At 67.4% G+C, this 23325-nt stretch carries 22 protein-coding genes; 9 read left to right on the top strand and 13 right to left on the bottom strand.

Annotation, left to right across the window (positions count from 1 at the left end; translation table 11 throughout):
- The first annotated feature begins 66 nt into the window (after positions 1-66).
- A complete protein-coding gene (locus E9536_RS15885) occupies positions 67-336 on the top strand; it encodes a hypothetical protein (protein ID WP_011353737.1) in 270 nt (89 codons plus the stop codon).
- Positions 337-487: 151 nt separating this feature from the next.
- Positions 488-1480, top strand: coding sequence for a DedA family protein/thiosulfate sulfurtransferase GlpE (locus tag E9536_RS15880; protein WP_027790320.1), 993 nt, complete (start codon positions 488-490; stop codon positions 1478-1480).
- Between the two features lie 52 nt (positions 1481-1532).
- On the opposite strand, the gene E9536_RS15875 is transcribed toward E9536_RS15880, so the two are convergent.
- The 7 genes from E9536_RS15875 to E9536_RS15845 form a co-directional block, all read right to left on the bottom strand.
- Positions 1533-2993 carry an OprD family porin gene (locus tag E9536_RS15875; RefSeq protein ID WP_021162448.1) on the bottom strand — a complete coding sequence of 487 codons (1461 nt, stop codon included), beginning with the start codon at positions 2991-2993 and terminating at the stop codon, positions 1533-1535.
- Positions 2994-3158: 165 nt separating this feature from the next.
- Positions 3159-4178, bottom strand: coding sequence for an oligopeptide/dipeptide ABC transporter ATP-binding protein (locus E9536_RS15870; protein WP_021162449.1), 1020 nt, complete (start codon positions 4176-4178; stop codon positions 3159-3161).
- Complete coding sequence (locus E9536_RS15865) at positions 4175-5167, bottom strand: ABC transporter ATP-binding protein (protein ID WP_021162450.1); 993 nt, start codon at positions 5165-5167, stop codon at positions 4175-4177. The genes E9536_RS15870 and E9536_RS15865 overlap by 4 nt, the downstream gene beginning before the upstream one ends.
- Position 5168: 1 nt before the next feature.
- A complete protein-coding gene (locus tag E9536_RS15860; protein ID WP_027790318.1) occupies positions 5169-6071 on the bottom strand; it encodes an ABC transporter permease subunit in 903 nt (300 codons plus the stop codon).
- A gap of 13 nt (positions 6072-6084) precedes the next feature.
- Entirely contained in the window at positions 6085-7023 is a 939-nt protein-coding gene (locus E9536_RS15855; protein WP_027790317.1) for an ABC transporter permease subunit, read from the bottom strand.
- 11 nt (positions 7024-7034) lie between these two features.
- Positions 7035-8645: a peptide ABC transporter substrate-binding protein gene (locus E9536_RS15850; RefSeq protein WP_060083840.1), complete on the bottom strand. Its 1611-nt coding sequence runs from the start codon at positions 8643-8645 to the stop codon at positions 7035-7037.
- A 179-nt stretch (positions 8646-8824) separates the two neighbouring features.
- Positions 8825-9406 carry a cupin domain-containing protein gene (locus E9536_RS15845; protein ID WP_021162455.1) on the bottom strand — a complete coding sequence of 194 codons (582 nt, stop codon included), beginning with the start codon at positions 9404-9406 and terminating at the stop codon, positions 8825-8827.
- 499 nt (positions 9407-9905) lie between these two features.
- Between E9536_RS15845 and E9536_RS15835 the strand changes: the two genes are divergently transcribed.
- Together E9536_RS15835 and E9536_RS15830 are read left to right on the top strand one after the other, a co-directional pair.
- Positions 9906-11426 carry an oligopeptide:H+ symporter gene (locus E9536_RS15835; RefSeq protein ID WP_027790315.1) on the top strand — a complete coding sequence of 507 codons (1521 nt, stop codon included), beginning with the start codon at positions 9906-9908 and terminating at the stop codon, positions 11424-11426.
- Positions 11427-11543: 117 nt separating this feature from the next.
- The gene (locus E9536_RS15830) at positions 11544-11750 is read left to right on the top strand and encodes a hypothetical protein (protein ID WP_027790314.1); all 207 of its coding nucleotides are present in this window, start codon (positions 11544-11546) and stop codon (positions 11748-11750) included.
- Between the two features lie 34 nt (positions 11751-11784).
- On the opposite strand, the gene E9536_RS15825 is transcribed toward E9536_RS15830, so the two are convergent.
- From E9536_RS15825 to E9536_RS15815, 3 genes are all read right to left on the bottom strand, one after another.
- Positions 11785-12906, bottom strand: a complete 1122-nt coding sequence (locus E9536_RS15825; RefSeq protein ID WP_027790313.1) for an OpgC domain-containing protein — start codon at positions 12904-12906, stop codon at positions 11785-11787.
- A gap of 407 nt (positions 12907-13313) precedes the next feature.
- The gene (rarD, locus tag E9536_RS15820; RefSeq protein WP_119338551.1) at positions 13314-14213 is read right to left on the bottom strand and encodes an EamA family transporter RarD; all 900 of its coding nucleotides are present in this window, start codon (positions 14211-14213) and stop codon (positions 13314-13316) included.
- Positions 14214-14229: 16 nt separating this feature from the next.
- A complete protein-coding gene (locus tag E9536_RS15815) occupies positions 14230-14526 on the bottom strand; it encodes an acylphosphatase (protein WP_006480292.1) in 297 nt (98 codons plus the stop codon).
- Positions 14527-14690: 164 nt separating this feature from the next.
- Between E9536_RS15815 and hpnA the strand changes: the two genes are divergently transcribed.
- Together hpnA and E9536_RS15800 are read left to right on the top strand one after the other, a co-directional pair.
- Complete coding sequence (gene hpnA, locus E9536_RS15805; RefSeq protein ID WP_011353724.1) at positions 14691-15698, top strand: hopanoid-associated sugar epimerase; 1008 nt, start codon at positions 14691-14693, stop codon at positions 15696-15698.
- A gap of 108 nt (positions 15699-15806) precedes the next feature.
- The gene (locus tag E9536_RS15800; RefSeq protein WP_136470142.1) at positions 15807-17261 is read left to right on the top strand and encodes a phage tail protein; all 1455 of its coding nucleotides are present in this window, start codon (positions 15807-15809) and stop codon (positions 17259-17261) included.
- Positions 17262-17363: 102 nt separating this feature from the next.
- Here the strand turns inward: E9536_RS15800 and E9536_RS15795 are convergent, their stop codons facing one another.
- Positions 17364-18551 carry a glycosyltransferase gene (locus tag E9536_RS15795; protein ID WP_059693094.1) on the bottom strand — a complete coding sequence of 396 codons (1188 nt, stop codon included), beginning with the start codon at positions 18549-18551 and terminating at the stop codon, positions 17364-17366.
- Positions 18552-18953: 402 nt separating this feature from the next.
- Here E9536_RS15795 and ispH point away from each other — a divergent pair, with 402 nt between their 5' ends.
- Together ispH and hpnH are read left to right on the top strand one after the other, a co-directional pair.
- Positions 18954-19895 (top strand): 4-hydroxy-3-methylbut-2-enyl diphosphate reductase, encoded by a 942-nt coding sequence (gene ispH / locus E9536_RS15785; protein ID WP_027790309.1) that lies wholly within the window; start codon positions 18954-18956, stop codon positions 19893-19895.
- A gap of 12 nt (positions 19896-19907) precedes the next feature.
- Complete coding sequence (hpnH, locus tag E9536_RS15780; protein WP_021158681.1) at positions 19908-21068, top strand: adenosyl-hopene transferase HpnH; 1161 nt, start codon at positions 19908-19910, stop codon at positions 21066-21068.
- A gap of 247 nt (positions 21069-21315) precedes the next feature.
- Here hpnH and E9536_RS15775 read toward each other — a convergent pair whose 3' ends face one another.
- Positions 21316-21804, bottom strand: a complete 489-nt coding sequence (locus E9536_RS15775; RefSeq protein ID WP_136470140.1) for a hypothetical protein — start codon at positions 21802-21804, stop codon at positions 21316-21318.
- A gap of 223 nt (positions 21805-22027) precedes the next feature.
- Entirely contained in the window at positions 22028-22405 is a 378-nt protein-coding gene (locus E9536_RS15765) for a hypothetical protein (protein WP_027790307.1), read from the bottom strand.
- A 501-nt stretch (positions 22406-22906) separates the two neighbouring features.
- On the opposite strand from E9536_RS15765, the gene E9536_RS15760 reads away from it, so the two are divergent.
- Complete coding sequence (locus E9536_RS15760; protein WP_027790306.1) at positions 22907-23260, top strand: DOPA 4,5-dioxygenase family protein; 354 nt, start codon at positions 22907-22909, stop codon at positions 23258-23260.
- Positions 23261-23325: the final 65 nt, after the last annotated feature.

The raw sequence follows: 23325 nt of genomic DNA, 5'->3' as shown, positions 1-23325 counted from the left end.
GCGTCGAGCTGTATTCAACAAAGACATCTTCGCCACTACGGCATCCACGATACGAGGATAGGTTCGATGCGCACTACCGGCTCATCCGGGGCAATGACCCTGCTCACCGAACACGACCCGGCCGACGGCCGCGAACTGCGCTCGCTCCGGCTCGAGGCAACCGGCGACGGCAAAAGCGTGCTGCTGATCGAGATCGACGAACGCAAGCCCGGCATCCATCGCGAAGTCCGCTACGAGATCACGCCGGCCGAACTGATCGCGGCGATCCGCTCGCACGGCGCCGAGCTGCCCGGCGAAAACCACGGCGCCGCGTCGCTCGCCCGCACCTCCTCCTGATTTCGAACGGTGAGCCGCTCGCAGCGCGCCGGCTCACCGCACCCCTGCCGCCGTCAGGCGCTTTCCGTCATTCCCGCCGTTGTCTTGAAAAAGGCCGATAATCGGCCCATCTGCGTTTCCTGCCCACGCATGTCCTTTTCGGCCAGCCGTCATGCTCCGTGACCTCGTCGCCCAATACGGGCCGCTTCTCGTCTTCGCCAACGTGCTCGCGGCGGCCATCGGCCTGCCGGTGCCCGCGATGCCGACGCTCGTGCTGTTCGGCGCGATGTCCGCGATGCATCCCGAGATGATCGGCTCGCAACTGGTGACGGTGGTGGCGCTGTCGGTGCTCGGCGCATTGATCGGCGACACCGTGTGGTACGTCGCCGGGCGCCGTTACGGCGGCACGACGCTGAAGACGATCTGCCGGCTGTCGCTGTCGCGCGATACCTGCGTGAGAAAGACCGAACGCTTCTTCGGCCGCTACGGCGTGCGCGTGCTCGCGGTCGCGCGCTTCATTCCCGGGTTGTCGCTGGTATCGGTGCCGATGGCCGGTGCGCTCGGCACGCGCTACCGCACGTTCGCCGGCTACGATGCCCTCGGCGCCGCACTGTGGACGATCGTCGGCCTGGTGGCCGGGCTGGTGTTCTACCGGCAGATCGACTGGCTGTTCGCCGGCGCGAGCCGCCTCGGCCGCGCGGTGCTGCTGGTGATCGTCGCGCTGCTCGCGGTGTATGCGGCCATCCGCTGGATGCGCCGCCGCGCGCTGATCCGCCAGCTGGCCAATGCGCGGATCAGCGTCGACGAACTCGACCAGCTGCTGCGCGACACCACCGCGCCCGTCGTGCTCGACGTGCGCTCGCCCGAGCACCGCAAGCTCGACCCGTTCACGATTCCCGGTGCGCAATTCGCCGACGATCGCCAGATCGGCGACATCGTCGCGCGCTATCCGCTCTCGCAGAAGTTCGTCGTGTACTGCTCGTGCCCGAACGAAGTGACGGCGGCCCTGATGGCGAAGCGCCTGCTCGACGCCGGCTTCACCGATGCGCTCGCGCTGCGCGGCGGCCTCGACGCCTGGCGCGATACGGGCCGCCAGCTCACGTCGCTCGTGGAAGACATGCCGGCCGCGAACGATCCGGTCGCGGGACTGCACAAGCCGGCCTGATCGTTTCGATCGAAAGCCGGCCGTGCGACGCGGGGGCGCATGCCCCCTTCGATCAGAACGCGTGCAGCGGCAGGTTCACGACCAGGCGGTACTCGGTGTTCGTCGCGTCCGAGTAGTGCGCCGAACCGGCGTGCCACATCGCGATGAACGTGACCTTCGTGTCCTTCAGCTTGCCGCTCTGGAACGTGTACGACGGGATGAAGCCGAACTCGTGGTGACGGCCCTGCACCGGCGCGCCGTTGCTCCAGTAGATGCTCGACTTGCTCGGGTCGAGCGCCGCGCTCGCGCTGCCGTCCGCGCCCCAGCCCGTCACGCCCCAGACCATCGCCTTGAAGCCCGGCAGGCCCGCTTCCTTGCCGTAGAACGTGTAACGCAGCTGCAGCGACTTTTCGTGCGGCGCGTTGTAGTCGACGTCCATCGAGTTGGTCAGGAAGATGCCGTTCGTTTCGTTCAGGTAGTCGAAGAACTGGTCGCCGAGCACCTGCTGGAAGCCGAGCAGCAGCTCGTGCGGGCCGTGCTGCGCGGCCAGCGACAGGCTGTACGCGTTGTTGTTGATCTTGCCTTGCAGCGCATCGCCCGTGTCGTGCGTCGAGTAGACGTTGCCGAAGCCCGTCCACTTGATCGTCTGCGGGCTGCCGATGCTGTGCTTCACCGACGCGTAGTACTGGTGCCACACGTCGTCGGCCTGGTTCGCGTACAGCGCGATTTCGCCGTTCGGCGAGTAATCCCACGTGCCGCCGACGTACGACAGGCGATTGATGCGCGTGCCGCCGTATTGCGTCGTCAGGTTGGTGAGCGTCGTGTGACCGCGCGCGTCGGTCTTCGTGAAGCTGCCGGCCTCGAGCATCACGTTCTTGAATTCATTGCTGACGAGTGTCGCGCCGAGGAACGTCGGCGGCAGCGCACGGTTGTCGTGCTGCTCCATGAACGGGTTGTCGACGGCCTGCAGACCGTACTTGACCACCGTGTTCGAGATGCGCGCCTTCACGTCGTAGATGCCGGGGTAGGCCCATGCGAGCTGGTTGCCGCCACCGCCGCCCTTCGCGATGTGCACCATGCTGCCGGCGCCCTGGCCGCCGTCGAGCTTCAGCGCCGCATACAGCGACGCATCGAAGCCGATACCGATCAGGCCCGTCGTATAGCCCGACTCGAAGTTCGCCATCGCGCCCTGGACCCACGCGTGGCGATGCGGGCCGCCCTTGGCGTCGAGCACGTCCGCATAGTTGCGGAACAGGAAGTTGAGGTGGCTGTCGGCAATGAAACCCTTCGACTGCGACTGGGCCGACGGCTCGTCGGGCGGCGTGACGGCCTGGGTCGCTTCGGCGTTGACAATGGCGTTCGGGGTCGTTGCCTGCGCAACGGTCGTGCCCGGTGCGGCCTGGGCGACCGTCAGCGGTGCGGGGGCCGCGTCGTCGGCGTGCGCGACGCCCGTCAGCGAGACACCGGCGAGTGCCGGCAGCCCCCATGCGAGCAGCATTTTCGATGCCGTCCCGATCGTCTTCTGTTTCTTCATCGTAATTCTCGTCTTGTGTTGATATCGTCCACGCCGGCTGCGATCCGCTCCCGGCCCCCCGGCGCGCCCGGTTAAGGACGCGCCTGTACCCGCGGCGCGAAGATCGTTCGCGCCGCACCTACCCCTGTTGACCTGCCTTGGTTATGTTTGCTGCGTCACTTCAGCTCACGCCACACCCGCGCGGATGCACGCGACACGCGCTGCCGACCCCTGCCGAACTTCCGGCAGCGGCACGTCCTGCGCGCACGCATCGATCGCGACCGGGCAGCGCGTGCGGAACGCACAGCCGGACGGCGGGTTGAGCGGCGAGGGCATCTCGCCCGCCAGCAGCATCGGGCGGCGAGCACGCTCGCGCGCCGGCTCCGGCGTCGGCGCCGCATCGAGCAGCGCCTTCGTGTACGGGTGTTGAGGGACGCCGTACACGTCATGCCGCGTGCCGAACTCCATCACGCGGCCGAGATACATCACGAGCACACGCTGGCTGATCGCCTTCACCACGGCGAGATCGTGTGCAACGAACAGATAGGACAACGACAGTTCGCGTTGAAGATCGCGCAGCAGGTTCACGATCTGCGCCTGGATCGACACGTCGAGCGCCGATACGGGTTCGTCGCAGATCACGAGCTTCGGCTCGCTGATCAGCGCGCGCGCGATGCCGACGCGCTGGCACTGCCCGCCGGAAAATTCATGCGGATAGCGCAGCAGGTGATGCGCGTTCAGGCCGACGCGTTCGAGCATCGTGACCACGCGGCGGCGCACCTCGGTGCGGCCGAGGCCGGCCTGGTGCGTGACGAGCGGCTCCGCGACGACCTGTTCGATCGTCATGCGCGGATCGAGCGACGCGAGCGGGTCCTGGAAGATCATCTGCACTTCGCGCCGCATCGCGGTGCCGCGCAGGTGATCGGGCGCCACGGCTTCGCCGCGCCATTTCACGGCGCCGGCCGTCATCGGCACGAGCCCGATCAGCGCACGCGCGAGCGTCGACTTCCCGCAGCCCGATTCGCCGACGAGCCCGACGGTCTCGCCGCGCTTCACGTCGAACGACACGCCGTCGACGGCGCGCAGCGTGCCCTTCGGCGACCACGGATAGCCGCCGAGCGGCACGCGGAAATGCACTTTCAGCCCATCGACGGACAGCAGCGTGTCGTCCGTCGCGCCGGTATTGCGGCGTTCATCGACGCTCATCGCAGACCTCCCGTCATATCGGCCACGGGGCGGTGGCAGGCGCGCACCGCGCCCACGGCGCCATAGGTTTCGAGCGCGGGGCGCGCCGCGCCGCAGCGTTCTTCCGCGTACGTGCAGCGCTTCGCGAACGCGCAGCCGGCCGGCGCGGTGCCGGGCATCGGCGGATTGCCGGGAATCGCGACGAGCGGCGCATCGTCCGCGTCGGTCAGGCGCGGCAGCGCGTTGAGCAGGCCGATCGTGTACGGATGCGACGGCGCCGCGAAAATCGATTCGGCCGGCGCGTATTCGACGGTGCGGCCCGCATACATGACCATCACGTCGTCCGCGAGGCCCGCGACCACGCCCATGTCGTGCGTGATCAGCACGATCGCCGTGCCGCGCTCGCGGTTCAGCTCGCGCAGCAGGTCGATGATCTGCGCCTGCACGGTCACGTCGAGCGCGGTGGTCGGCTCGTCGGCGATCAGGATCTCCGGCTCGGACAGCAGCGCCATCGCGATCATCACGCGCTGGCGCATCCCGCCCGAGAACTCGTGCGGATACATGCGGATGCGGCGCGCCGCGTCCGGGATACGCACCGATTCGAGCGCCTCGATCGCGCGCTTCGTGGCCTCCCTGCGCGACAGCTTGCGATGCAGCTGCAGCGTCTCGGTCATCTGCCGCTCGATCGTCAGGAACGGATTGAGCGACGTCATCGGGTCCTGGAAAATCATCGCGATCCGGTCGCCGCGCACCTTGTTCAGCGCGCGTGCATCCATCTCGAGCAGGTTGTCGCCGCGATAGCGCGCGGCGCCCGTCGTCGTGCCGTTGCCGGCCAGCAGGCCGAGCAGCGCCATCACGGTCTGGCTCTTGCCCGAGCCCGATTCGCCGACGATGCCGAGCGTCTTGCCGGCTTCGAGCGAAAACGACACGCCGCTCACGGCGTCGACCGGCGGCGCGTCCTTGCGCGTGAAGCGCACGCCGAGGTTGTCTACTTCCAGCAGTGCACCCATTTCAGCGATCCTTCGGGTCGAGCGCGTCACGCAGGCCATCGCCGACGAAGTTCACGCAGTAGAGCGTCACGCACAGCATGACGGCCGGGGCCAGCAGCAGCCACGGCATCGATTCCAGTTTCTGCGCGCCGTCCTGGATCAGCACGCCCCAGCTCGTCATCGGTTCCTGCACGCCGAGGCCGAGGAACGACAGCACCGATTCGGTCAGCACGATGCCCGGCACCGAGACCGTCGCGTACACGACGACCACGCCGAGCAGGTTCGGCACCACGTGGCGCCGCACGATCGTGGCCGGCGACACGCCGATCGCGCGCGCCGCATCGACGAACTCGCGGCTGCGCAGCGACAGCGTCTGGCCGCGCACGACACGCGCCATGTCGATCCACGAGAACGCGCTGATGGTCAGCACGACCAGCATGAACGAGCGGCCGAACAGGGTCATCATCAGGATCGCGATCAGCAGGTACGGGATCGCGTACATCATGTCGACGACGCGCATCATCACGGCATCGGTGCGGCCGCCCGCGAAGCCCGCGGTCGCGCCCCACGCGACGCCGAACAGGCCCGACACGAGCGTGCCGAGCAAGCCGACCTCGATCGACACGCGTCCGCCGATCAGCGTGCGCACGAGCAGGTCGCGGCCGAGCTCGTCGGTACCGAACCAGTGCTGGTTGGCCCAGGTCGGCGGCAGGCTGATCGCGCCCCAGTCGCTCGCGGCCGGGTCGGCGGTCAGCAGCCACGGGCCGACGAAACACGCGATCGTGATCAGCGCGAGCAGCACGAGGCTGAACACGGCCGCACGGTTGTGAAGGAAGCGCGCCATGGCAAGCGCGAGCGGCGAGCGCGAACGCGGCGGCGTGTCGGTCTGCACGGGCAGGCCGACGACGGGAGTAGTCGGAGTCATCGCAGTGCCTCGCTCAATAACGGATGCGCGGATCGAGCCACGCGTACGCGAGGTCGACCAGCAGGTTGAACAGCACGGCGCAGACGGTGGTCAGCACGACGAGGCCGAGCACGAGCGTGTAGTCGCGGTTGATCGCACCGTTCACGACGAGCTGGCCGAGGCCCGGCAGCGCGAACACCGATTCGGTGACGACGGCCGCGGTGATCGACGAGATGCAGACCGTGCCGACCAGCGACACGACCGGCATCAGCGCGGGCTTCAGCGCGTGGCGCAGCACGATCGTCGAGCCCGGCAGGCCCTTCGCGCGCGCGGTGCGGATGTAGTTGCTCGACAGCGTCTCGATCATCGAGCCGCGCATCACGCGCGCGAGCAGCGACATGTTGATGAAGGTCAGCAGCACGATCGGCAGCAGCCGGTACTGCCAGCCGCCGTCGCCCCAGCCGCCCGCCGGCAGCCAGCCGTTACCGGCCGACGTCTTCAGCAGGATCGCGAAGATCCACACGAGCACGGGGCCGAGCACGAACGGCGGCACGACGTTGCCGATGTTGCCGATCAGCATCACGATGCGGTCGATGAAGCTGTCGCGGCGCACGGCCGCGACGGTGCCGAGCAGCACGCCGAGCCCGATCGAGATCGGGATCGACAGGCCGCCCACGCCGAGGCTCACCGGCAGCGCCTTGCGCACCAGGTCGTTCACGGACCAGTCGACGTAACGGAACGACGGACCGAGATCGCCGTGCAGCAGCGCGTTCAGGTACATCAGGTACTGCTTCCACAGCGGCTGGTCGAGGTGATACTTCGCGTTCAGGTTCGCGAGCGTCGCCGCGGACAGCTGCTTTTCCGTATCGAACGGGCCACCGGGCGTCAGGTGCAGCAGCAGGTAGCAGACGGTGACGACCGCGAGGATCGTCGGCACCGCCCACAACGTACGCCTCAATGCGTAGGCCAGCATGATCGCTCCGCTCAGTGCTTGATCACGTACATGTCCTGCGACGCACGCATGTCGATCACGTTCTTCAGCGAGTAGCCACCGACGTACGGCTTCACGAGACGGTCGGCCGAGTACTGGAACAGCGGCACCATCGGCGTGTCGTTCAGTGCGAGATCGTGTGCCTGCGTGAGCAGCGCGGCACGCGCCTTGTCGTCGAGCTTCTGGTTGCCTTCGTCGACGAGTGCATCTACCTGCTTGTTGCAGTAGCCGACGGTGTTCTGCGCGCTGCCGCAACGCAGCAGGTCGAAGAACGTCATCGCGTCATTGTAGTCGGCGAACCAGCCGTCGCGCGCGATCTGCACCTTGCCGTCATGGCGCTGCTTCATCAGCACCTTGAACTCGACGTTCTCGAGCTTCGTGTTGATGCCGAGCTTGGTACGCCATTCGGACGCCGCGAACAGCGCGACCTTCTTGTGCAGGTCGTTGGTGTTGTAGGTCAGCGTGAACGACAGCGGCTTCGCGTCCGAATAGCCGGCCTGCTTCAGCAGGTCCTTCGCGGTCGAGACACGCTTGGCCATCGGCCACGACGCCCAGTCCGGCGTGAACGGCTGCACGCCCTTCGTGCCGTTCGGCATCAGGCCGTACATCGGCTTCTCGCCGGCCTGCGTGAGCTTCTGGGTCAGCACGTCGCGATCGAGCACCATCGATAGTGCCTGGCGCACGCGCTTGTCCTTCAGTGCCGGATCGCTGTTGTTCAGGTAGTAGTAGTACGTCGCGAGCTGCAGGCCCTGGCGCAGTTCGCCGCCGAACTGCTTGCTGACCTGCTGGAAGATCCCCGACGGGATCGAGTAGCTGTAGTCGATCTGGCCGGCCTGGTACATGCGCATCGCCGTCTCGTCGCTCTCGATCGGCAGGTACGTGACCTTGTTGATCACGACCTTCGGCGCATTCCAGTATTTCGCATCCTTCGAGATCACGATGCGGTTGTTCGGCTGCCAGTCGACGAGCTGGTAGGCGCCGTTGCTGACGATGTTGCCCGGGCGCGTCCATGCGTCGCCGAGCTTCGTCACCGTGTCCTTGTTCACCGGTGCGAGCGGCACCATCGCGGTCAGCTCGGGGAAGAACGCGACCGGCACGTCGGTCGTCACTTCCAGCGTGTACGGGTCGACGGCGCGCACGCCGAGCGTCGACGGCGCGGCCTTGCCCGCGATGATGTCCTTCGAGTTCTTCACGAACTCGACGAGGATCGTGTACTTCGAGCCCGTCTTCGGATCGACGAGGCGCTGCCATGCATAGACGAAATCGGCGGCCGTCACCGGCTGGCCGTTGCTCCACTTCGCGTCGCGGCGAAGCTTGAAGATCCACGTCGTCGGCGTCTTGCGTTCCCACGACAGCGCGACACCCGGCACGACCTGGCCGGCTGCGTCGATGCGCGCCAGCCCTTCGAACAGGTCGAGGCCGATCGTGTTGCCGGTCCACGATTCGATGTGCGCCGGGTCGAGCGACTCGACTTCGGCGGGCACCTGGCGCGTCAGGTCCTGTTGAGGAGCGAGCGCGACGTTCGACGGAACGGAAACGGCGTGGGCGACAGGCGTCAGGGCGAGCGCGGCCAGCACGGCCGACATGGCATGCAAGGATTTCATCGTGGCAGTCTTGAGAAGGGTTGTTCGGTGAGCGTCGCGCGGCGGATGCCGCGGCTTACGCGTGAGACGCTGACGGGCGCAGCGATTGAGGAGGCCCGTGATTCTCGTATTGCATTTTAGTATTCCTTACGTTTCTTTCGACAGGTATTCCGTCTTCGAAACGAAGGAATACCTGTGCGTTAGAACAGCCTCGGCGTACCGACCCAGACCACCACCGACTCGATCTTCGCGGTGTTGACCCAGCTGTGCGGGACCGTCGACTGATAGTGCGAACTGTCACCGGCCTGCAGGACGAACGTCTTGCCTTCCAGCGTCAGCGACACTTCCCCTTCAATCACATACAGGAACTCCTCTCCTGCATGTGTCGTCACCTCAGACCGCTTCTGCCCCGGCGGCATCCTCACGAGGATCGCCTCCAGCTGGCGCCCTTCGGACACGTTCGTCAGCCTCGCGAACAGGTTCGCCGAATCGGCAAACCCGAAGAAGCGCAGCTGCTCGCCTCGGCAGACCGAGCGTTCCTCGCTCGGCGTATCCACGAAGTACTGCACCGTCACACCGAGCGCGTGCGCGATACCGGCCAACGATGTCAGCGACGGCGACGCGAGCCCGCGTTCGACTTGAGACAGAAACGGCTTCGAAATCCCCGCGGCGGTAGCGGTGTCGTCGAGCGTGCGCTTGAGTCGTTGGCGCAACGCGCGAATCTTGCTGCCCAGAGCGGCGGCAGCGTCTGCGGACCGCGAGTTTTCAGTGGGGGGAACCATAGCAGGCCGAAAAGTGATCGTCAAAAAATGTTTGATGGAAAATAACTAAGTTAGAACGATATAGCTTAGTCTTCGGGTTCGCACCCGTCTTCGGTGTTGAGCCCGGTGCACTAAACGGGACACGAAGCGAGCGAAACGACGCGCTATCTTGCCAGACTCGCCGGCTTCACAGGCAAGCTGCAAGCGGCTCTCCGGGAATATTCGGAGAGCCGGCATGAAAGCTTACAAGTAAATGATGAGACGAATGTTCCTGAAAGCTACTGCCACATTAGGAGTTTCCCTAAGTGGCGGATACCAGACGCACCGGACCGGCTGCCGTTACCATGCGCGCGCCGGTCGGGGCCCCTCCCCGCCACACCAGGCGGAGTCAGGCCCCGGCCCGGGCTAACCGCCCGACTGTTCCATCGCCAGCGCAAAGCTTACCCGGCCCATTGTGCATCGGCGCCAGTTCGACCCCAAGACGACGCGCGATCCGTGCCGTCCGTTTCAAACGAGATTGATGATGCAACCACCTGTTTCACAAACCCGATCGTTCACGACGGTCTTCCTCATCGAAATGTGGGAGCGTTTCGGCTACTACGGCATGGCCGCGCTCCTGGTCCTCTTCATGGTCGACCGGCTCGGTTTCACCGACAGCCATGCGAACCTGACCTGGGGTGCGTTTACCGCACTCGTCTATGCCGCGCCGTCGATCGGCGGCTGGATCGGCGACAAGGTGCTCGGCGCCCGCCGCACGATGATCATCGGCGCGTCCGTGCTCTGCGCCGGCTACCTGATGCTGTCGGTACCGAACGACCAGCTGACGTACATGTACGCGTCGCTCGGCGTGATCGTCGTCGGCAACGGCCTGTTCAAGGCCAACGCGGCGAACCTCGTGCGCCGCATCTATGAAGGCGACGACGCGCGCATCGACAGCGCGTTCACGATCTACTACATGGCGGTCAACATCGGCTCGACGGTGTCGATGCTCGCGACGCCGTGGATCAAGGATCACTGGGGCTGGCACACCGCGTTCGCGGTCTGCTGCGGCGGCATGCTGCTCGCGATCCTCAACTTCATGCTGATGCATCGCACGCTCGCACACGTCGGCTCGCTGCCCGACGACCAGCCGATCCGCTGGAAGCGCCTCGGCGCGGTCGCCCTGGGCGGTGTCGGGCTCGCGCTGGTCACGCTGTACGTGCTGCAGCACAAGCAGCTCGCCGTCGCCAGCGTGTGGACGGCCGCGTTCGCGATCCTCGCGATCTTCGCGTACATGATCGCGAAATCGGAGCGCTCGGAGCGCGCCGGCCTGATCGCGGCGCTCGTGCTGATCGGCCAGGTGATCCTGTTCTTCATCTTCTACGTGCAGATGTCGACGTCGCTGACGCTGTTCGCGCTGCGCAACGTCGATCCGCGCTTCATGCTGTTCGGCACGACGCTGTTCACGTGGAGCGCCGCGCAGTTCCAGGCGCTGAACCCGATCTGGATCATGCTGCTCAGCCCGGTGCTCGTGTGGGTCTACAACGCCGTCGCGAAGGGCGGCCGTGACCTGCCGGTCGCCGCGAAGTACGCGCTCGGCTTCGGCGCAGTGGCCGCGGGCTACCTGGTGTTCACGATCAGCGGCCGCTTTGCGGTGGACGGCCGCGTGTCGTCGTGGTTCATGGTGTGGGGCTACGGCCTCTACTCGCTCGGCGAACTGCTGGTGAGCGGCCTCGGCCTCGCGATGATCGCCCGCTACGTGCCGGCGCGCATGAGCGGCTTCATGATGGGTGCGTACTTCGTCGCGACGGGCGTGTCGCAGTATCTGGGCAGCGTCGTCGCGAACTTCGCGCAGATGCCGTCGCACGAACTGCCGGCCACCGAATCGCTGCCGCTCTACCTGTCGCTGTTCGAGAAGCTCGGCTGGCTCGCCGCGATCGGCATGCTGCTCGCGCTGCTGCTGCTGCCGCTGATGAACCGCCTGTCGCGCCAGCACCAACGTTGTGCGGAAGAGCGCCGCGAGGAATCGCTGCAGGCGCAGGGTGCCGCCACGGCCCAGTAAGGACTATCCCTCGGCGTGCGGCCTGCACGCCACATTCTCCCGCCGGTTGCGCGATTGCGTCCTACACTGGTTGCAAAGCAGTGCATCCGCCGCGATGCGCGCTGGCGGGAGAAGACCATGAAAAGCAAGACCACGAGGCTCCTCCGGATCCTCTCGGACATCCGGTACGCGCAGCGATGCACTGCACTGCGCGCCGCCCGGGCAGCAGCCGAAGCCGACGCGGTACTCGCGGAACGCGACGATCCGGCGCCCGACGAGCGCGACGACGCCGAATCCGACGACCCCACCGCCGTTCCCCGCTCCCGTATCGGCTCACCTCACTGACGCCGCGCCGCACGTTCCGTGCCGCCCGCGCCGCTCACGCGGCCGCACCGCGCCACCGCGCGATCCACGTTCCCGAACCGGCCACGGCCATCATCAGCCCGAGCGCGCACGCGTCGGCCACGAGGCCCACGCCGACGTGCCGCAGGTCGGCACTGCCCACGACCGGATGCAGGAGCGAATCGATGACGAGCGAGATCGCCGCGCCCGCGACGAAGCAGATCAGCCCGCGCTGGCCCACGGCCACGACCGGCCGCACGCCCTGCGCGATCCGCGCGATCCAGCCGAAGCGCACGCAATCGGCCATCAGCCACGCGATGGCCGCGAAGCTCACGACGCGCGGCAGCGCGAGATCGCGCTTGAACACGCCTTCCGGCAGCGGCAGCCCCGAGAACAGCTTGTAGCTCGCGCAGCCGAGCACGACCGCGCAGGCCAGCCCGGTCGCCGCGGCCCCCCAGCGGCCGAGCGCGATGCGCCGGTAGAACGGCTGGCAGCGCGCGAGCACGCCGGCGACGAACATCAGTTGCCACGCGAACGGATTGAAACTCCAGCGGAATCCGTCGGTGTCCAGCAGCTCGGGGCCGAGCCAGCCCGCCGCGATCCACGACGCGACGCCGAGCGCGACGAGCAGCCACGGATGCCGGCGCGCGAACGGCACGAGCACCGGCGACGCGAGCGCGAACAGCACGTACATCGGCAGCACCGACGCGAGATAGGGCTGGCGCTGGAACGTCAGCAGTTCGGCCAGGCCCGTGAGCGGCGAGGCGAGCATCACGCTGACGTCGTCGAGCGCGAGGTTCGGCGCATCGATCCCGTAATGGTCGAGCACGGCCGACACGACGAGCATCAGCGTCGAGGTCGCGAGAAACGCGCGGTAGATCTGCATCGCGCGGCGCACGAACCGCCGTTGCGCGGCGCGCGCGCCGTGCCGTTCGGCGATCGCGCCATAGGCGCTCGCGGTCGCGAAACCGCCGAGAAAAACGAAGACCTCGGCCGCGTCGCACAGCGCGAACGCGTGCAGCGTGACGCGCGACAGCACGCTCGCGCCGATGTGATCGACGACGATCATCAACAGCACGATGCCGCGGAAGAAATCGACTTCGATCAGGCGGCCGCCGCGCGGCGGCCGAGCGGTGGCGGGCGGCACGCTCAACGACATGAGCGCACCCGCACGACGGCGGTGCGGCACGCACCGGGGAATGGATCGGGAAGAAGAAGGCGCGCGGGATCAGCCGCGATACGCGTATGCCCGCATCGCGCCAACCCGGCCGGCCAGGCACGGAGAGGACCGTTCATTGAAAGGCTGCATACGAAGGGAAGTCGGTGAGGCCAGTCTAGTAGCCGATCAGGAGAGACCCTAAGTAACAAAGTGCAACCGAATCTTCTGTTCGATTACACGCGCGAGCCTTGTAATGCGAAGCAGGCGGCGTCGCCAGATTCACGCCAGCGCGACGCCAGTTTGCGGTCAGCATCGACGGGTTTGACCGCCGGGCGATGGCGATGCCGATGCGATATGCGCCACGTTCCGCGCCGCCGCCGCGTCGCGATCGACGCCTATCCGCGTGCCTATCCGCGCGCGGGCAGGCGCCGCATCAGCATGGCGCTGTGCCACGCGGTCAGCGCAACGGCGACCCAGATCGGCCCGTACGTCGCGAGCTTCGCGACGCTCAGCGTTTCGCCGAGCAGCAACAGCGACACCGCGACGAGCAGCACGGGCTCGACGTAGCCGAGAATCCCGAACAGGGCCATCGGCAGCATCCGGCTGGCCTTCAGGTAGCTCGCGAGCGCGAGCGTGCTCAGCACGCCGAGCCCCGGCAGCAGCGCGGCCCACAGCACGGGATGGCCGGCCACGCGCGTCGCGCTCGTCGCGACCATCGCGAACGCGACCGGGCACAGCAGCACGATCTCGACCGCGAACGCGGCGAGCGAATCGGCGTTGATCCGCCGGCGCAGCACGAAATACGGCGGATAACCGAGCGCGACGACGAGCGTCGGCCACGCGAACGCGCGCGTCGCCCACACTTCGTGCGCGACGCCGAGCGCGGCGCACGCGACCGCCGTCCATTGCAGCGGATCGAGCCGTTCGTGATAGTAGAAGCGGCCGACGAGCACCATCGTCAGCGGCAACAGGAAATAGCCGAGCGACACTTCGAGCATGCGCCCGTGCAGCGGCGCCCACAGGAACAGCCACAACTGCAATCCGAGCAGCGCGGCGCTCACGGGCACCGCGATCAGCAGGCGCCAGTCGCGCACGCTGCGCCGAAGGAGGTCGACGAGCGCCGGCCAGCGGCCGCGCAGCGCGATCAGCGCGAGCGCGCCCGGTGCGGTCCACAACACGCGCCACGCGAAGATGTCGAGCCCCGTGAGCGGCGCGAGCAGTTTCGCGTAGGCGGACATCAGCGCGAACAGCGTCGATGCCGCCACCGACAGCATGAGGCCGCGCCCGGCCTCCGGATACCCCGTCATGATCGTTCCGTGCCGCTTACTGCTGCTGGAAGCGCTCGAAGCGCTTCTCGGTCCGGCGTTCCTCGAACGTCACCTCGGTCACGCGCGCGGCCGGCGGCCCGTGACGCAGCCACGCGAGCATCCGGTCGATCTGCGCGCCGGGGCCCTGGATCATCGCTTCGACGGTGCCGTCCTCGAGATTCGCGACCCAGCCGCGCAGCTTCAGCGCATGCGCCTCGCGCACCGTCGCATGCCGGAAGCCGACGCCCTGCACGACGCCGCGCACCCGTACGTAGTAGGTCTCGATCCGTTCGTCCAGTTCATTGCGGCTCATCGCGTCGTCCTCCCGTTGCGTTCAAGCCCGGCATTGTAGTCGCGTCGGCCGCTTCGTACATGCCCGCACCCGACGCGGCCTTGCGTCGCCGCGCGCGCCGACCACGTACAATCTCGCCGACGCTCAACCGCCGCGCCGCCCGCGCGCGGCCCTGAAGGAAACGCATGACTGATACCTCCCGCGATCTCGTTCTCGTCACCGGCGCGTCCGGTTTCGTCGGCTCGGCCGTCGCGCGCATCGCGCAGCAGAAAGGCTATGCGGTGCGCGTGCTCGTGCGCCCGACCAGCCCGCGCACGAACGTGGCGGATCTCGACGCCGAGATCGTCACCGGCGACATGCGCGACGAGGCGTCGATGCGCGCCGCGCTGCGCGGCGTGCGCTACCTGCTGCATGTCGCGGCCGACTACCGGCTGTGGGCACCCGATCCCGACGAAATCGAGCGCGCGAACCTCGAGGGGGCGGTCGCGACGATGCGCGCGGCACGCGCGGAAGGCGTCGAGCGGATCGTCTACACGAGCAGCGTCGCGACGCTGAAGGTGACGAGTGCCGGCGATCCGTCCGACGAAAACCGGCCGCTCACGGCGGAGCAGGCGATCGGCGTCTACAAGCGCAGCAAGGTGCTCGCGGAACGCGCGGTCGAACGGATGATCGCCGACGAAGGGCTGCCGGCCGTGATCGTCAATCCGTCGACGCCGATCGGCCCGCGCGACGTGAAGCCGACGCCGACCGGCCGCATCATCGTCGAGGCCGCGCTCGGCAAGATTCCGGCGTTCGTCGACACGGGGCTGAACCTCGTGCACGTCGACGACGTCGCGCACGGCCACTTCCTCGCGCTCGAGCGCGGCCGGATCGGCGAGCGCTACATCCTCGGCGGCGAGAACCTGCCGCTGCAGCAGATGCTCGCCGACATCGCGCAGATGACGGGCCGCAAGGCGCCGACGATCGCGCTGCCGCGCTGGCCGCTCTATCCGCTCGCAGTCGGCGCGGAAGCGGTCGCGAAGTTCACGAAGAAGGAGCCGTTCGTCACCGTGGACGGGCTGCGGATGTCGAAGAACAAGATGTATTTCACGTCCGCGAAGGCCGAGCGCGAGCTCGGCTACCGTGCGCGCCCGTACCGCGAAGGGCTGCGCGATGCGCTCGACTGGTTCGGCTCCGCAGGCTACCTGAAGTAACACAAAGCGGCGTACTTCACGCCGCTTTGCGCACTTTGTTACACGTCGCGCACGGCCCGGCACCGGCGCAGCGGTTAAAATCGCGGGTCTTACGCAGAGAAGACACGCATGAACCTGAACGATCAGATCGCTTCGCTCACCGTGGGCGTCGATCAGCTCCTCCACGATCACCACGCCGCGCAGCAGGCGGCCCGCAGCGCGGAAGCCTTCGCGCGCGCCGCAGCAGCGGAAGCCCGGGCCGCGGCAGAGCGTCACGCCGCCGCGGAAACCGAAGCGCAGGCCGCCGCGCAACGCCACACGGCCGCCGCCGCCGAAGCCGAGGCCGCGCAGCAGCGCCACGCCAGCGCGACCGCCGCCGCCGAAGCCGCCGCCCAGCGTCATACCGATGCCACCGCGCAAGCCGAAGCCGCCGTGCAACGCCATGCGGAAGCCACCGCGCTGACCGAAGCACTCGCGCAGCGTCACGCGGATGCCGAAGCGGCGTCGCAGCGCCACGCGGCCGCGATCGCCGAAGCCGAGGCCGCCGCGCAGCGTCATCACGCCGCAGCCACCGAAGCCGAAGCGGCCGCCCAGCGCCATGCGGCCGCGACCGTCGAAGCCGAGGCCGCCGCGAAGCGTCACGCGGAAGCGACCGCCGAAGCCGAAGCGGCCACGCAGCGCCACGCGGCCGCCATCGCGGAAGCCGAAGCCGCGGCCCAGCGCCACACGGCCGCGATCGCCGAAGCCGAAGCGCTCGCGCAGCAGCACGCGCAGGCGATCGCGGAAGCGCAGGCCGCCGCGCAGCGTCACGCCGACGCCACCGCCGAGGCCGAAGCCGTCACGCAACGCCATACCGAAGCGATCGCGCAGACCGAGGCGGCCGCGCAACGCCACGCCGATGCCGCCGCGCAGGCCGAGGCCGTCACGCAACGCCATACCGAAGCGATCGCACAAGCCGAAGCGGCTGCGCAGCACCACGCGAAGGCCATCGCCGACGCCGAGGCGCTGGTCGAGGCCGTCGTCAAGGAAGCCGCGACGAGCGCGGTGGCCGCCACGGCCGTTGCGGCGGAAGTCGTCGAACCCGCGCCGGCCGACACGCCGGCGGCGGAACCGGCCGTGAACGCGCCCGAGCCGGCCGTGGCCGAAGCGGCGGAGGCAACGGCCGACACCGGGACGGCAATCGTCGCGACGGCGCAAGCCGACACGCCGGTTGAAGGTGAAGTCGAAGCCGACGCCGCCAACACGCCGGCGCCGTCCGACAAATCGACGCTGCACGTGTCGCGTCCGACGCAGAACGAACTCACGCTGACCATCAACGGCGAATCGATCACGCTGCATCCGGAGCAACTGGGCCAGTTGATCGAGGAACTCGCGCATGCGCGCGCGTCGATGCAGCCGGAGCCGCCGCCCGGCATCCCGGCCGGCTGGCGCTTCGTGACGACGAAGAACCCGATGATGGCCGTGCAGAAGCAGTCGAACGGCGATCGCCTGCTGGTCGCCCGTCACACGGGCTACGGCTGGGTGCCGTTCACGTTCTCGCCGGACGTCGTGATCCAGATGTACATGATGCTGACCCAGCGCTAGGCACCGGCAGGCAGCCCCCGCCGAAAACGAAACAGCCCGACCGTTTCCACGATCGGGCTGTTTGCTTTCCGGCTGCCGGGAGGCACGCCTCCCGGCAGCCGCTCAGCGCTCCACCGGCGCCTGCACGCGCGCCTTCCACTGGCCGCCCTTGCCGCGCCAGTAGCGCCACGCGGACGCGAACGTCGCGCCGACGTAGAACAGCGCGACGAGCGGCAGCGCGGGCGCCCACAGCGGCGAGCGCCGGTAGTAGCGCAGCATCGGCGCATACGCGGCGCACATCGACGCCCACGCGAGCCACGCCGGCCACGCGCGCGCGCCGTACGCGAGCGCCGCGGCGGGCGGCACGAGATAGATGATCGTCATCCCGAGCAGCGTGCCGGCCAGCAGCAGCGGCGAGTAGTGCAGCTGCGTGAACGCCGTGCGCGCGATCATGTTCCAGATGTCGCGCCAGCTGTCGTACGGGCGCAGCGACACGCTGCGGTCGGCCAGGTCGAGCCGGATCGGGTGGCGGCCGCTGCCGCGGTGCTTGATCTGCGCGGCCAGGCTGCAGTCGTCGATCAGCGCGCCGCGGATCGACTCGATGCCGCCCGCTTCCTCGAGCGCCGTGCGCTTCACCAGCATGCAACCGCCCGCGGCACCGGCCGTCCGGTTGCGCGGGTTGTTGATCCACGAGAACGGGTAGAGCTTCGCGAAGAAGAACACGAACGCCGGGATCAGCGCCTTTTCCCAGAACGAATCGCAGCGCAGCCGCACCATCAGCGACACGAGATCGCGGTTCTCGGCCTGCGCGCGCGTGACGAGCTGTGCGACGGCGTCCGGCGGATGACCAATGTCGGCGTCCGTCAGCAGCAGGTAGTCGGCCGGCAGGCCGAGCGCCTGCACCGCGGCGATCCCCTGCGACTGCGCCCACACCTTGCCCGACCAGCCGGCCGGCAGCGGCTTCGCGGCCAGCACCGTCAGCCGGTCGGCGCGGTTGATGGCGAGCGCGGCCGCGCGGGCCGCGTCGGCGGTGCCGTCGTCGCTGTGGTCGTCGACAATGATCAGATGAAATTCGCCCGGATAATCCTGCTCGAGCAGCGAAGTCGCCGCCCGGGCGATCACGTCGGCCTCGTTGCGCGCCGGCACGACCGCGACGACGGCCGGCCAGCCGGCCTCGGCCGCGGCGCCGCGCGCTTCAGGCGGCAGCGGCCGCGCGGGCACCGCGCGCCAGAAACCGCCGCGCGCGACGAGCAGCACGATCCAGATGATCAGCGACAGCCCGGACACCAGGAAAGCGAGAACCAGCATCATCGGCGCGCCTCCTGCCGGGCGCCGGGTTCGGCAAAATCAATGGGGGTCAGGAACAAAACGCCCGAAACGGCACGGGCGGCCGGGTAATACGCGTAAGAATCGACGGTCATCGAATGGCCTTGGAATGAGCGCGGCGCCGGGCAGCCGGAGCGGCTGCCCGCGAAACCGCATAGTTTACTGGGTTCCGCACGCGCCAGCGCCGACGCGGCTCTCCCGCAAATGCAACACGGCAGACACAGCACCAAAGCAAGGACGGCCCGATAGAGTTAAAATGCGCGATTAATTCGGGGTTCCGGGGCCTGGCCGGCCGGTTCGTTCCTGCCTTCATAACATCAAGCCGGGGCGAGCGAGCGAGTGCCAGCTCCTCGAACCCCGGCGTCTGTCGTCGGAGTTCGCTCACTTATGCGAGTCATCCTTGCCCAGCCCCGCGGCTTTTGTGCGGGAGTTGTCCGTGCGATCGAGATCGTCGATCGCGCGCTGCAACAGCACGGTGCGCCGGTCTATGTGCGTCATGAGATCGTGCATAACCGGCATGTCGTCGAAAACCTGCGTAATAAAGGGGCGCGATTCGTTGAGGAGCTCGACGAGGTGCCCCACGGCGCTGTCGCGATCTTCAGCGCGCACGGTGTCGCCCAGACGGTCGAGCGCGATGCGGAAACGCGCGGGCTCGACGTGCTCGACGCCACCTGCCCGCTCGTCACGAAAGTGCACGTGCAAGGCCGCCAGTACGTCGCGGCGGGCCGCCGGCTGATCCTGATCGGCCATGCGGGCCACCCGGAAGTCGAGGGTACGATCGGCCAGATTCCGGCCGAGGTGATCCTCGTGCAAAGCGAAGCGGAAGTCGATACGCTGACGCTGCCCGTCGACACGCCGGTCGCGTACATCACGCAGACCACGCTGTCGGTCGACGATACGCGCGGCATCATCGAAGCGCTGCAGCGCCGGTTCACCGACATCGTCGGCCCGGACACGCGCGACATCTGCTATGCCACGCAGAATCGCCAGGCTGCCGTGCGCGAACTGAGCGAACAGGTCGACGTACTGCTCGTGGTCGGTGCGACGAACAGCTCGAACTCGAACCGCCTGCGCGAGATCGGCACCGAAAGCGGTGTGCCGAGCTATCTCGTCGCCGACGGTTCGGAAGTCAAGGCCGAATGGTTCGCGAATGCGACGACCGTCGGCCTGACCGCCGGGGCGTCCGCGCCCGAGGAAATGGTCGAAGATGTAATCGGCGCGTTGCGCGCGCTGGGCCCCGTCGACGTCACGACGATGGCGGGCCGTGAAGAAAAAGTCGAATTCAAGTTGCCGGCGAAGCTCACGCAAGCTGTCGCCCGCGAAGTTTAAGGAGGACATCTCTTGTCTATTCCGCTGCTCCAGCAAGTCCGCGTCGGCGCGTACATCACGCGCCAACACCTGTCCGGCAACAAACGCTATCCGCTCGCGCTGATGCTCGAGCCGCTGTTCCGCTGCAACCTCGCTTGCAACGGCTGCGGCAAGATCGATTACCCGGATCCCATCCTGAACCAGCGCCTGTCCGTCCAGGAATGCCTGGAAGCGGTCGACGAGTGCGGCGCACCCATCGTGTCGATCGCCGGCGGCGAGCCGCTGCTGCACAAGGAAATGCCGGAAATCGTCCGCGGCATCATGAAGCGCAAGAAGTTCGTCTACCTCTGCACGAACGCGCTGCTGATGGAAAAGAAGATGGACGACTACCAGCCGAGCCCGTACTTCGTCTGGTCGGTCCACCTCGACGGCGACGCGCAGATGCACGACCACTCGGTGTCGCAGGAAGGCGTGTACGACAAGGCGGTCGCGGCGATCAAGGAAGCGAAGCGCCGCGGCTTCCGCGTGAACATCAACTGCACGCTGTTCAACGATGCGATCCCCGAGCGCGTCGCGAAGTTCTTCGATACGCTCAAGCCGATCGGCGTCGACGGCATCACCGTGTCGCCGGGCTACGCGTATGAGCGCGCACCGGATCAGCAGCACTTCCTGAACCGCGACAAGACGAAGAACCTGTTCCGCGAGATCCTGAAGCGCGGCGAAGGCGGCAAGCGCTGGTCGTTCAGCCAGTCGTCGCTGTTCCTCGACTTCCTGGCCGGCAACCAGACGTACAAGTGCACGCCGTGGGGCAACCCGGCGCGTACGGTGTTCGGCTGGCAGAAGCCGTGCTACCTGGTCGGCGAAGGTTACGTGAAGACCTTCAAGGAACTGATGGAAGACACGAACTGGGACAACTACGGCGTCGGCAACTACGAGAAGTGCGCGGACTGCATGGTCCACTGCGGCTTCGAGGCGACCGCCGTGATGGACACGATGGCGCATCCGCTGAAGGCGTTCGCCGTGAGCCGCAAGGGCATCAAGACCGACGGCCCGTTCGCACCGGACATTCCGATCGACAAGCAGCGTCCGGCCGAGTACGTGTTCTCGCGCCACGTCGAGATCAAGCTCGAGGAAATCCAGCGCGCCGGCAAGGGCAAGCTGCAGAAGCCGGCGAAGCCGGCAGCCGCCGCCTAAGCGCGTTTCGCCACGCGGGGGGCTTGCCCTCCGCGCCGGCGGGAAAAAAAGAAGCGCCACGGAGCCTGCTCCGTGGCGCTTTTGTTTTGGGCCGAGGTGTCGAGTCGCGTTCCGCCGTCACCGTATGGCCACGACAGGCCACGACTGGCCGCGACAGCCGTGCAATCGCTGCTTCGGCGATTGACGGCGGCCGTGCCGGTGCGGCCGGCCCTGTCTCCTCCAGACTCCCGGCGAAACCGGTGAGACGCTACGCGGCCAGCGATTCGACCGCGTGCATGCGCATCTTCTCCGCCGCGCCCGCGACGATCGCCGGCCGGCCGCTCGACGCGAACGCGCAGACGTGCTCCCACAGCTCGGCCAGCCGACGCCGCGTGAGCGTCGTGACGCACGTGTCGTTCGCCGCGAGCACCTGCTCGAGCACCGCGCATTCGTCGTCGTGCAGCGTCCATGCGCCGCCTTGCGCCGCGCGTGCCACGCCCGCGTCGAGCGCACGCTCCGCGTCGACGCACAGGTCGATGTCGGCATCCGCGCACACCGCATCGTCGAGCGCCAGGAACACCAGGTAGACGCTCGTGCGCAACCGCATCAGCAGCGCCTCGTTGCCATGCCCGCCGCGCAGCGCGACGAGCGCCATGTGGCATTTCAGCGAGATGTCGCGTGCATGCACCGGCGGCAGCGGCAGCAACCACTCGCGGGTCAGCGGCACGTGGCGGCGGTGCTTCCGGGAGCCCTTCATGACGGGCTCCCGCTTGCGGGCGCATCGCTCGTCGCGACGGCCGGCCACGCGGTACGGCACGCAACGGCAGCACGGTGCGCAAGGCGGCGGTGTTTCGCGCGACCTCGCGCGCCGCGCGCATCGTCCCGCCGCTGCGACGCTCGCGCGGCCGCCAGCCGGCGCAGCGCCGACGCGCGCACGACGCAGGCAAATCGGATCGGGCAAGCCATGCTCGTCTCCTGTATCAGAACGTGTTCTCGCCCTTCAGGTAGTACGCGGTCTTCACGAAGAACGCCTTGACCGGATGGCCGCCCTGCGCGTCGCGTGCGGCGCGCGCCTCCATCTCGGCCCGCTCTTCGCGCGACCGGTCCGGCACCGGATTGCGGACACGTTCGAGCGCACGCTGCATCGCGAGCGGATAGTTCTGGTTGCCGGCCGACGTCGCGCGATAGCCTGCGCGCGTCATCTGCATCAGTTGCGCGTTGGTTTCGGCACGCGCCGCCGACCAGCTCGACAGCGAGGCATTCGATGCCCCATCGGAAACGGCCGACTGCGCAAAGCTGACGGCGGGCAGCGCAACGAGTGCGCAGGAAAGTACGGCAACGGGAACGAGGGATCGCATAGTGGCCTCCAGATGGTTGTCCCCGCATCGATCGTGTTCGACGATGCGTTGAAAGCATCGTATGTCGCGCTGCATGCCGCTTGAATAGCCGATTCCGCAATTGATATTTTCGGCTTCGGAATTCGGTGCGCGAACCACGTCATGCGCGAATCCCTCTCAATCGGAATTTCTTTATTTCATTCAATGCCCTGATCGCATTTGTTCAGACGATCCGAAGCCGTGCACACAGCGCTTTTTCAATTTCCGAAATGACGTGTTGCCGATGCGATCGCAGCGGGCGCACCTTCCGGCAAGGCTTCCGGCGTGATATCGCGCGTGCGGATACCCGCGGATATCTCGAACCGCGGCCTTGCCGGATCAAACGGTTCTCGTGATTCAGGACAAGCATCGCATCCGGATTGCCGGATAGCGACACGACGTGCGCAGCAAGGACGCGCGATAATCACGCATCGGCCGTTTCGCACGGCACCTCATGCATTCCCATTTTTATCGAGTCCTTCCATGGCTGCCCTCGACACCACCGCCATCCACAGTTGGCATGCGCACGTCTATTTCGATGCGGCCAGCCGCGACGCCGCGTGGGCGTTTCGCCAGGTCGTCGACGAACGGTTCGGCGCGGTCATCGAACTCGGCCGCTTTCACGAACGCCTTGTCGGCCCGCACCCGGCGTGGTCGTACCAGATCGCGTTCGACACCACGCGCTTCGACGAAATCGTGCCGTGGCTCGTGCTGAACCACGGCGCGCTGGACATCTTCCTGCATCCGAATACGGGCGACGAACTGCGCGACCATCGCGACTGCGCAGTGTGGATCGGGAAGTCGTACGTGCTGAATCTCGACGCGCTGGCCGGATAACGGCCGAAAATCGGCCGGAAAGCGCCGCCTTCGCCGCGGCGGCATCCACGTTTCGGGTCGACGTG

The sequence above is a fragment of the Burkholderia sp. LS-044 genome (genome assembly GCF_004803625.1).
Classification (GTDB): domain Bacteria; phylum Pseudomonadota; class Gammaproteobacteria; order Burkholderiales; family Burkholderiaceae; genus Burkholderia; species Burkholderia cepacia.
Note: the sequence above shows the minus strand (reverse complement) of the source record. Positions and strands in the feature narration are given on the sequence as shown.

Excerpts from the sequence above, each read along its gene's own strand:
- E9536_RS15885 (WP_011353737.1), top strand. The coding sequence starts at position 67 with ATGCGCACTACCGGCTCATCCGGGGCAATGACCCTGCTCACCGAACAC.
- E9536_RS15880 (WP_027790320.1), top strand. The coding sequence starts at position 488 with ATGCTCCGTGACCTCGTCGCCCAATACGGGCCGCTTCTCGTCTTCGCC.
- E9536_RS15875 (WP_021162448.1), bottom strand. The coding sequence starts at position 2,993 with ATGAAGAAACAGAAGACGATCGGGACGGCATCGAAAATGCTGCTCGCA.
- E9536_RS15870 (WP_021162449.1), bottom strand. The coding sequence starts at position 4,178 with ATGAGCGTCGATGAACGCCGCAATACCGGCGCGACGGACGACACGCTG.
- E9536_RS15865 (WP_021162450.1), bottom strand. The coding sequence starts at position 5,167 with ATGGGTGCACTGCTGGAAGTAGACAACCTCGGCGTGCGCTTCACGCGC.
- E9536_RS15860 (WP_027790318.1), bottom strand. The coding sequence starts at position 6,071 with ATGACTCCGACTACTCCCGTCGTCGGCCTGCCCGTGCAGACCGACACG.
- E9536_RS15855 (WP_027790317.1), bottom strand. The coding sequence starts at position 7,023 with ATGCTGGCCTACGCATTGAGGCGTACGTTGTGGGCGGTGCCGACGATC.
- E9536_RS15850 (WP_060083840.1), bottom strand. The coding sequence starts at position 8,645 with ATGAAATCCTTGCATGCCATGTCGGCCGTGCTGGCCGCGCTCGCCCTG.
- E9536_RS15845 (WP_021162455.1), bottom strand. The coding sequence starts at position 9,406 with ATGGTTCCCCCCACTGAAAACTCGCGGTCCGCAGACGCTGCCGCCGCT.
- E9536_RS15835 (WP_027790315.1), top strand. The coding sequence starts at position 9,906 with ATGATGCAACCACCTGTTTCACAAACCCGATCGTTCACGACGGTCTTC.
- E9536_RS15830 (WP_027790314.1), top strand. The coding sequence starts at position 11,544 with ATGAAAAGCAAGACCACGAGGCTCCTCCGGATCCTCTCGGACATCCGG.
- E9536_RS15825 (WP_027790313.1), bottom strand. The coding sequence starts at position 12,906 with ATGTCGTTGAGCGTGCCGCCCGCCACCGCTCGGCCGCCGCGCGGCGGC.
- rarD (WP_119338551.1), bottom strand. The coding sequence starts at position 14,213 with ATGACGGGGTATCCGGAGGCCGGGCGCGGCCTCATGCTGTCGGTGGCG.
- E9536_RS15815 (WP_006480292.1), bottom strand. The coding sequence starts at position 14,526 with ATGAGCCGCAATGAACTGGACGAACGGATCGAGACCTACTACGTACGG.
- hpnA (WP_011353724.1), top strand. The coding sequence starts at position 14,691 with ATGACTGATACCTCCCGCGATCTCGTTCTCGTCACCGGCGCGTCCGGT.
- E9536_RS15800 (WP_136470142.1), top strand. The coding sequence starts at position 15,807 with ATGAACCTGAACGATCAGATCGCTTCGCTCACCGTGGGCGTCGATCAG.
- E9536_RS15795 (WP_059693094.1), bottom strand. The coding sequence starts at position 18,551 with ATGATGCTGGTTCTCGCTTTCCTGGTGTCCGGGCTGTCGCTGATCATC.
- ispH (WP_027790309.1), top strand. The coding sequence starts at position 18,954 with ATGCGAGTCATCCTTGCCCAGCCCCGCGGCTTTTGTGCGGGAGTTGTC.
- E9536_RS15775 (WP_136470140.1), bottom strand. The coding sequence starts at position 21,804 with ATGAAGGGCTCCCGGAAGCACCGCCGCCACGTGCCGCTGACCCGCGAG.
- E9536_RS15765 (WP_027790307.1), bottom strand. The coding sequence starts at position 22,405 with ATGCGATCCCTCGTTCCCGTTGCCGTACTTTCCTGCGCACTCGTTGCG.
- E9536_RS15760 (WP_027790306.1), top strand. The coding sequence starts at position 22,907 with ATGGCTGCCCTCGACACCACCGCCATCCACAGTTGGCATGCGCACGTC.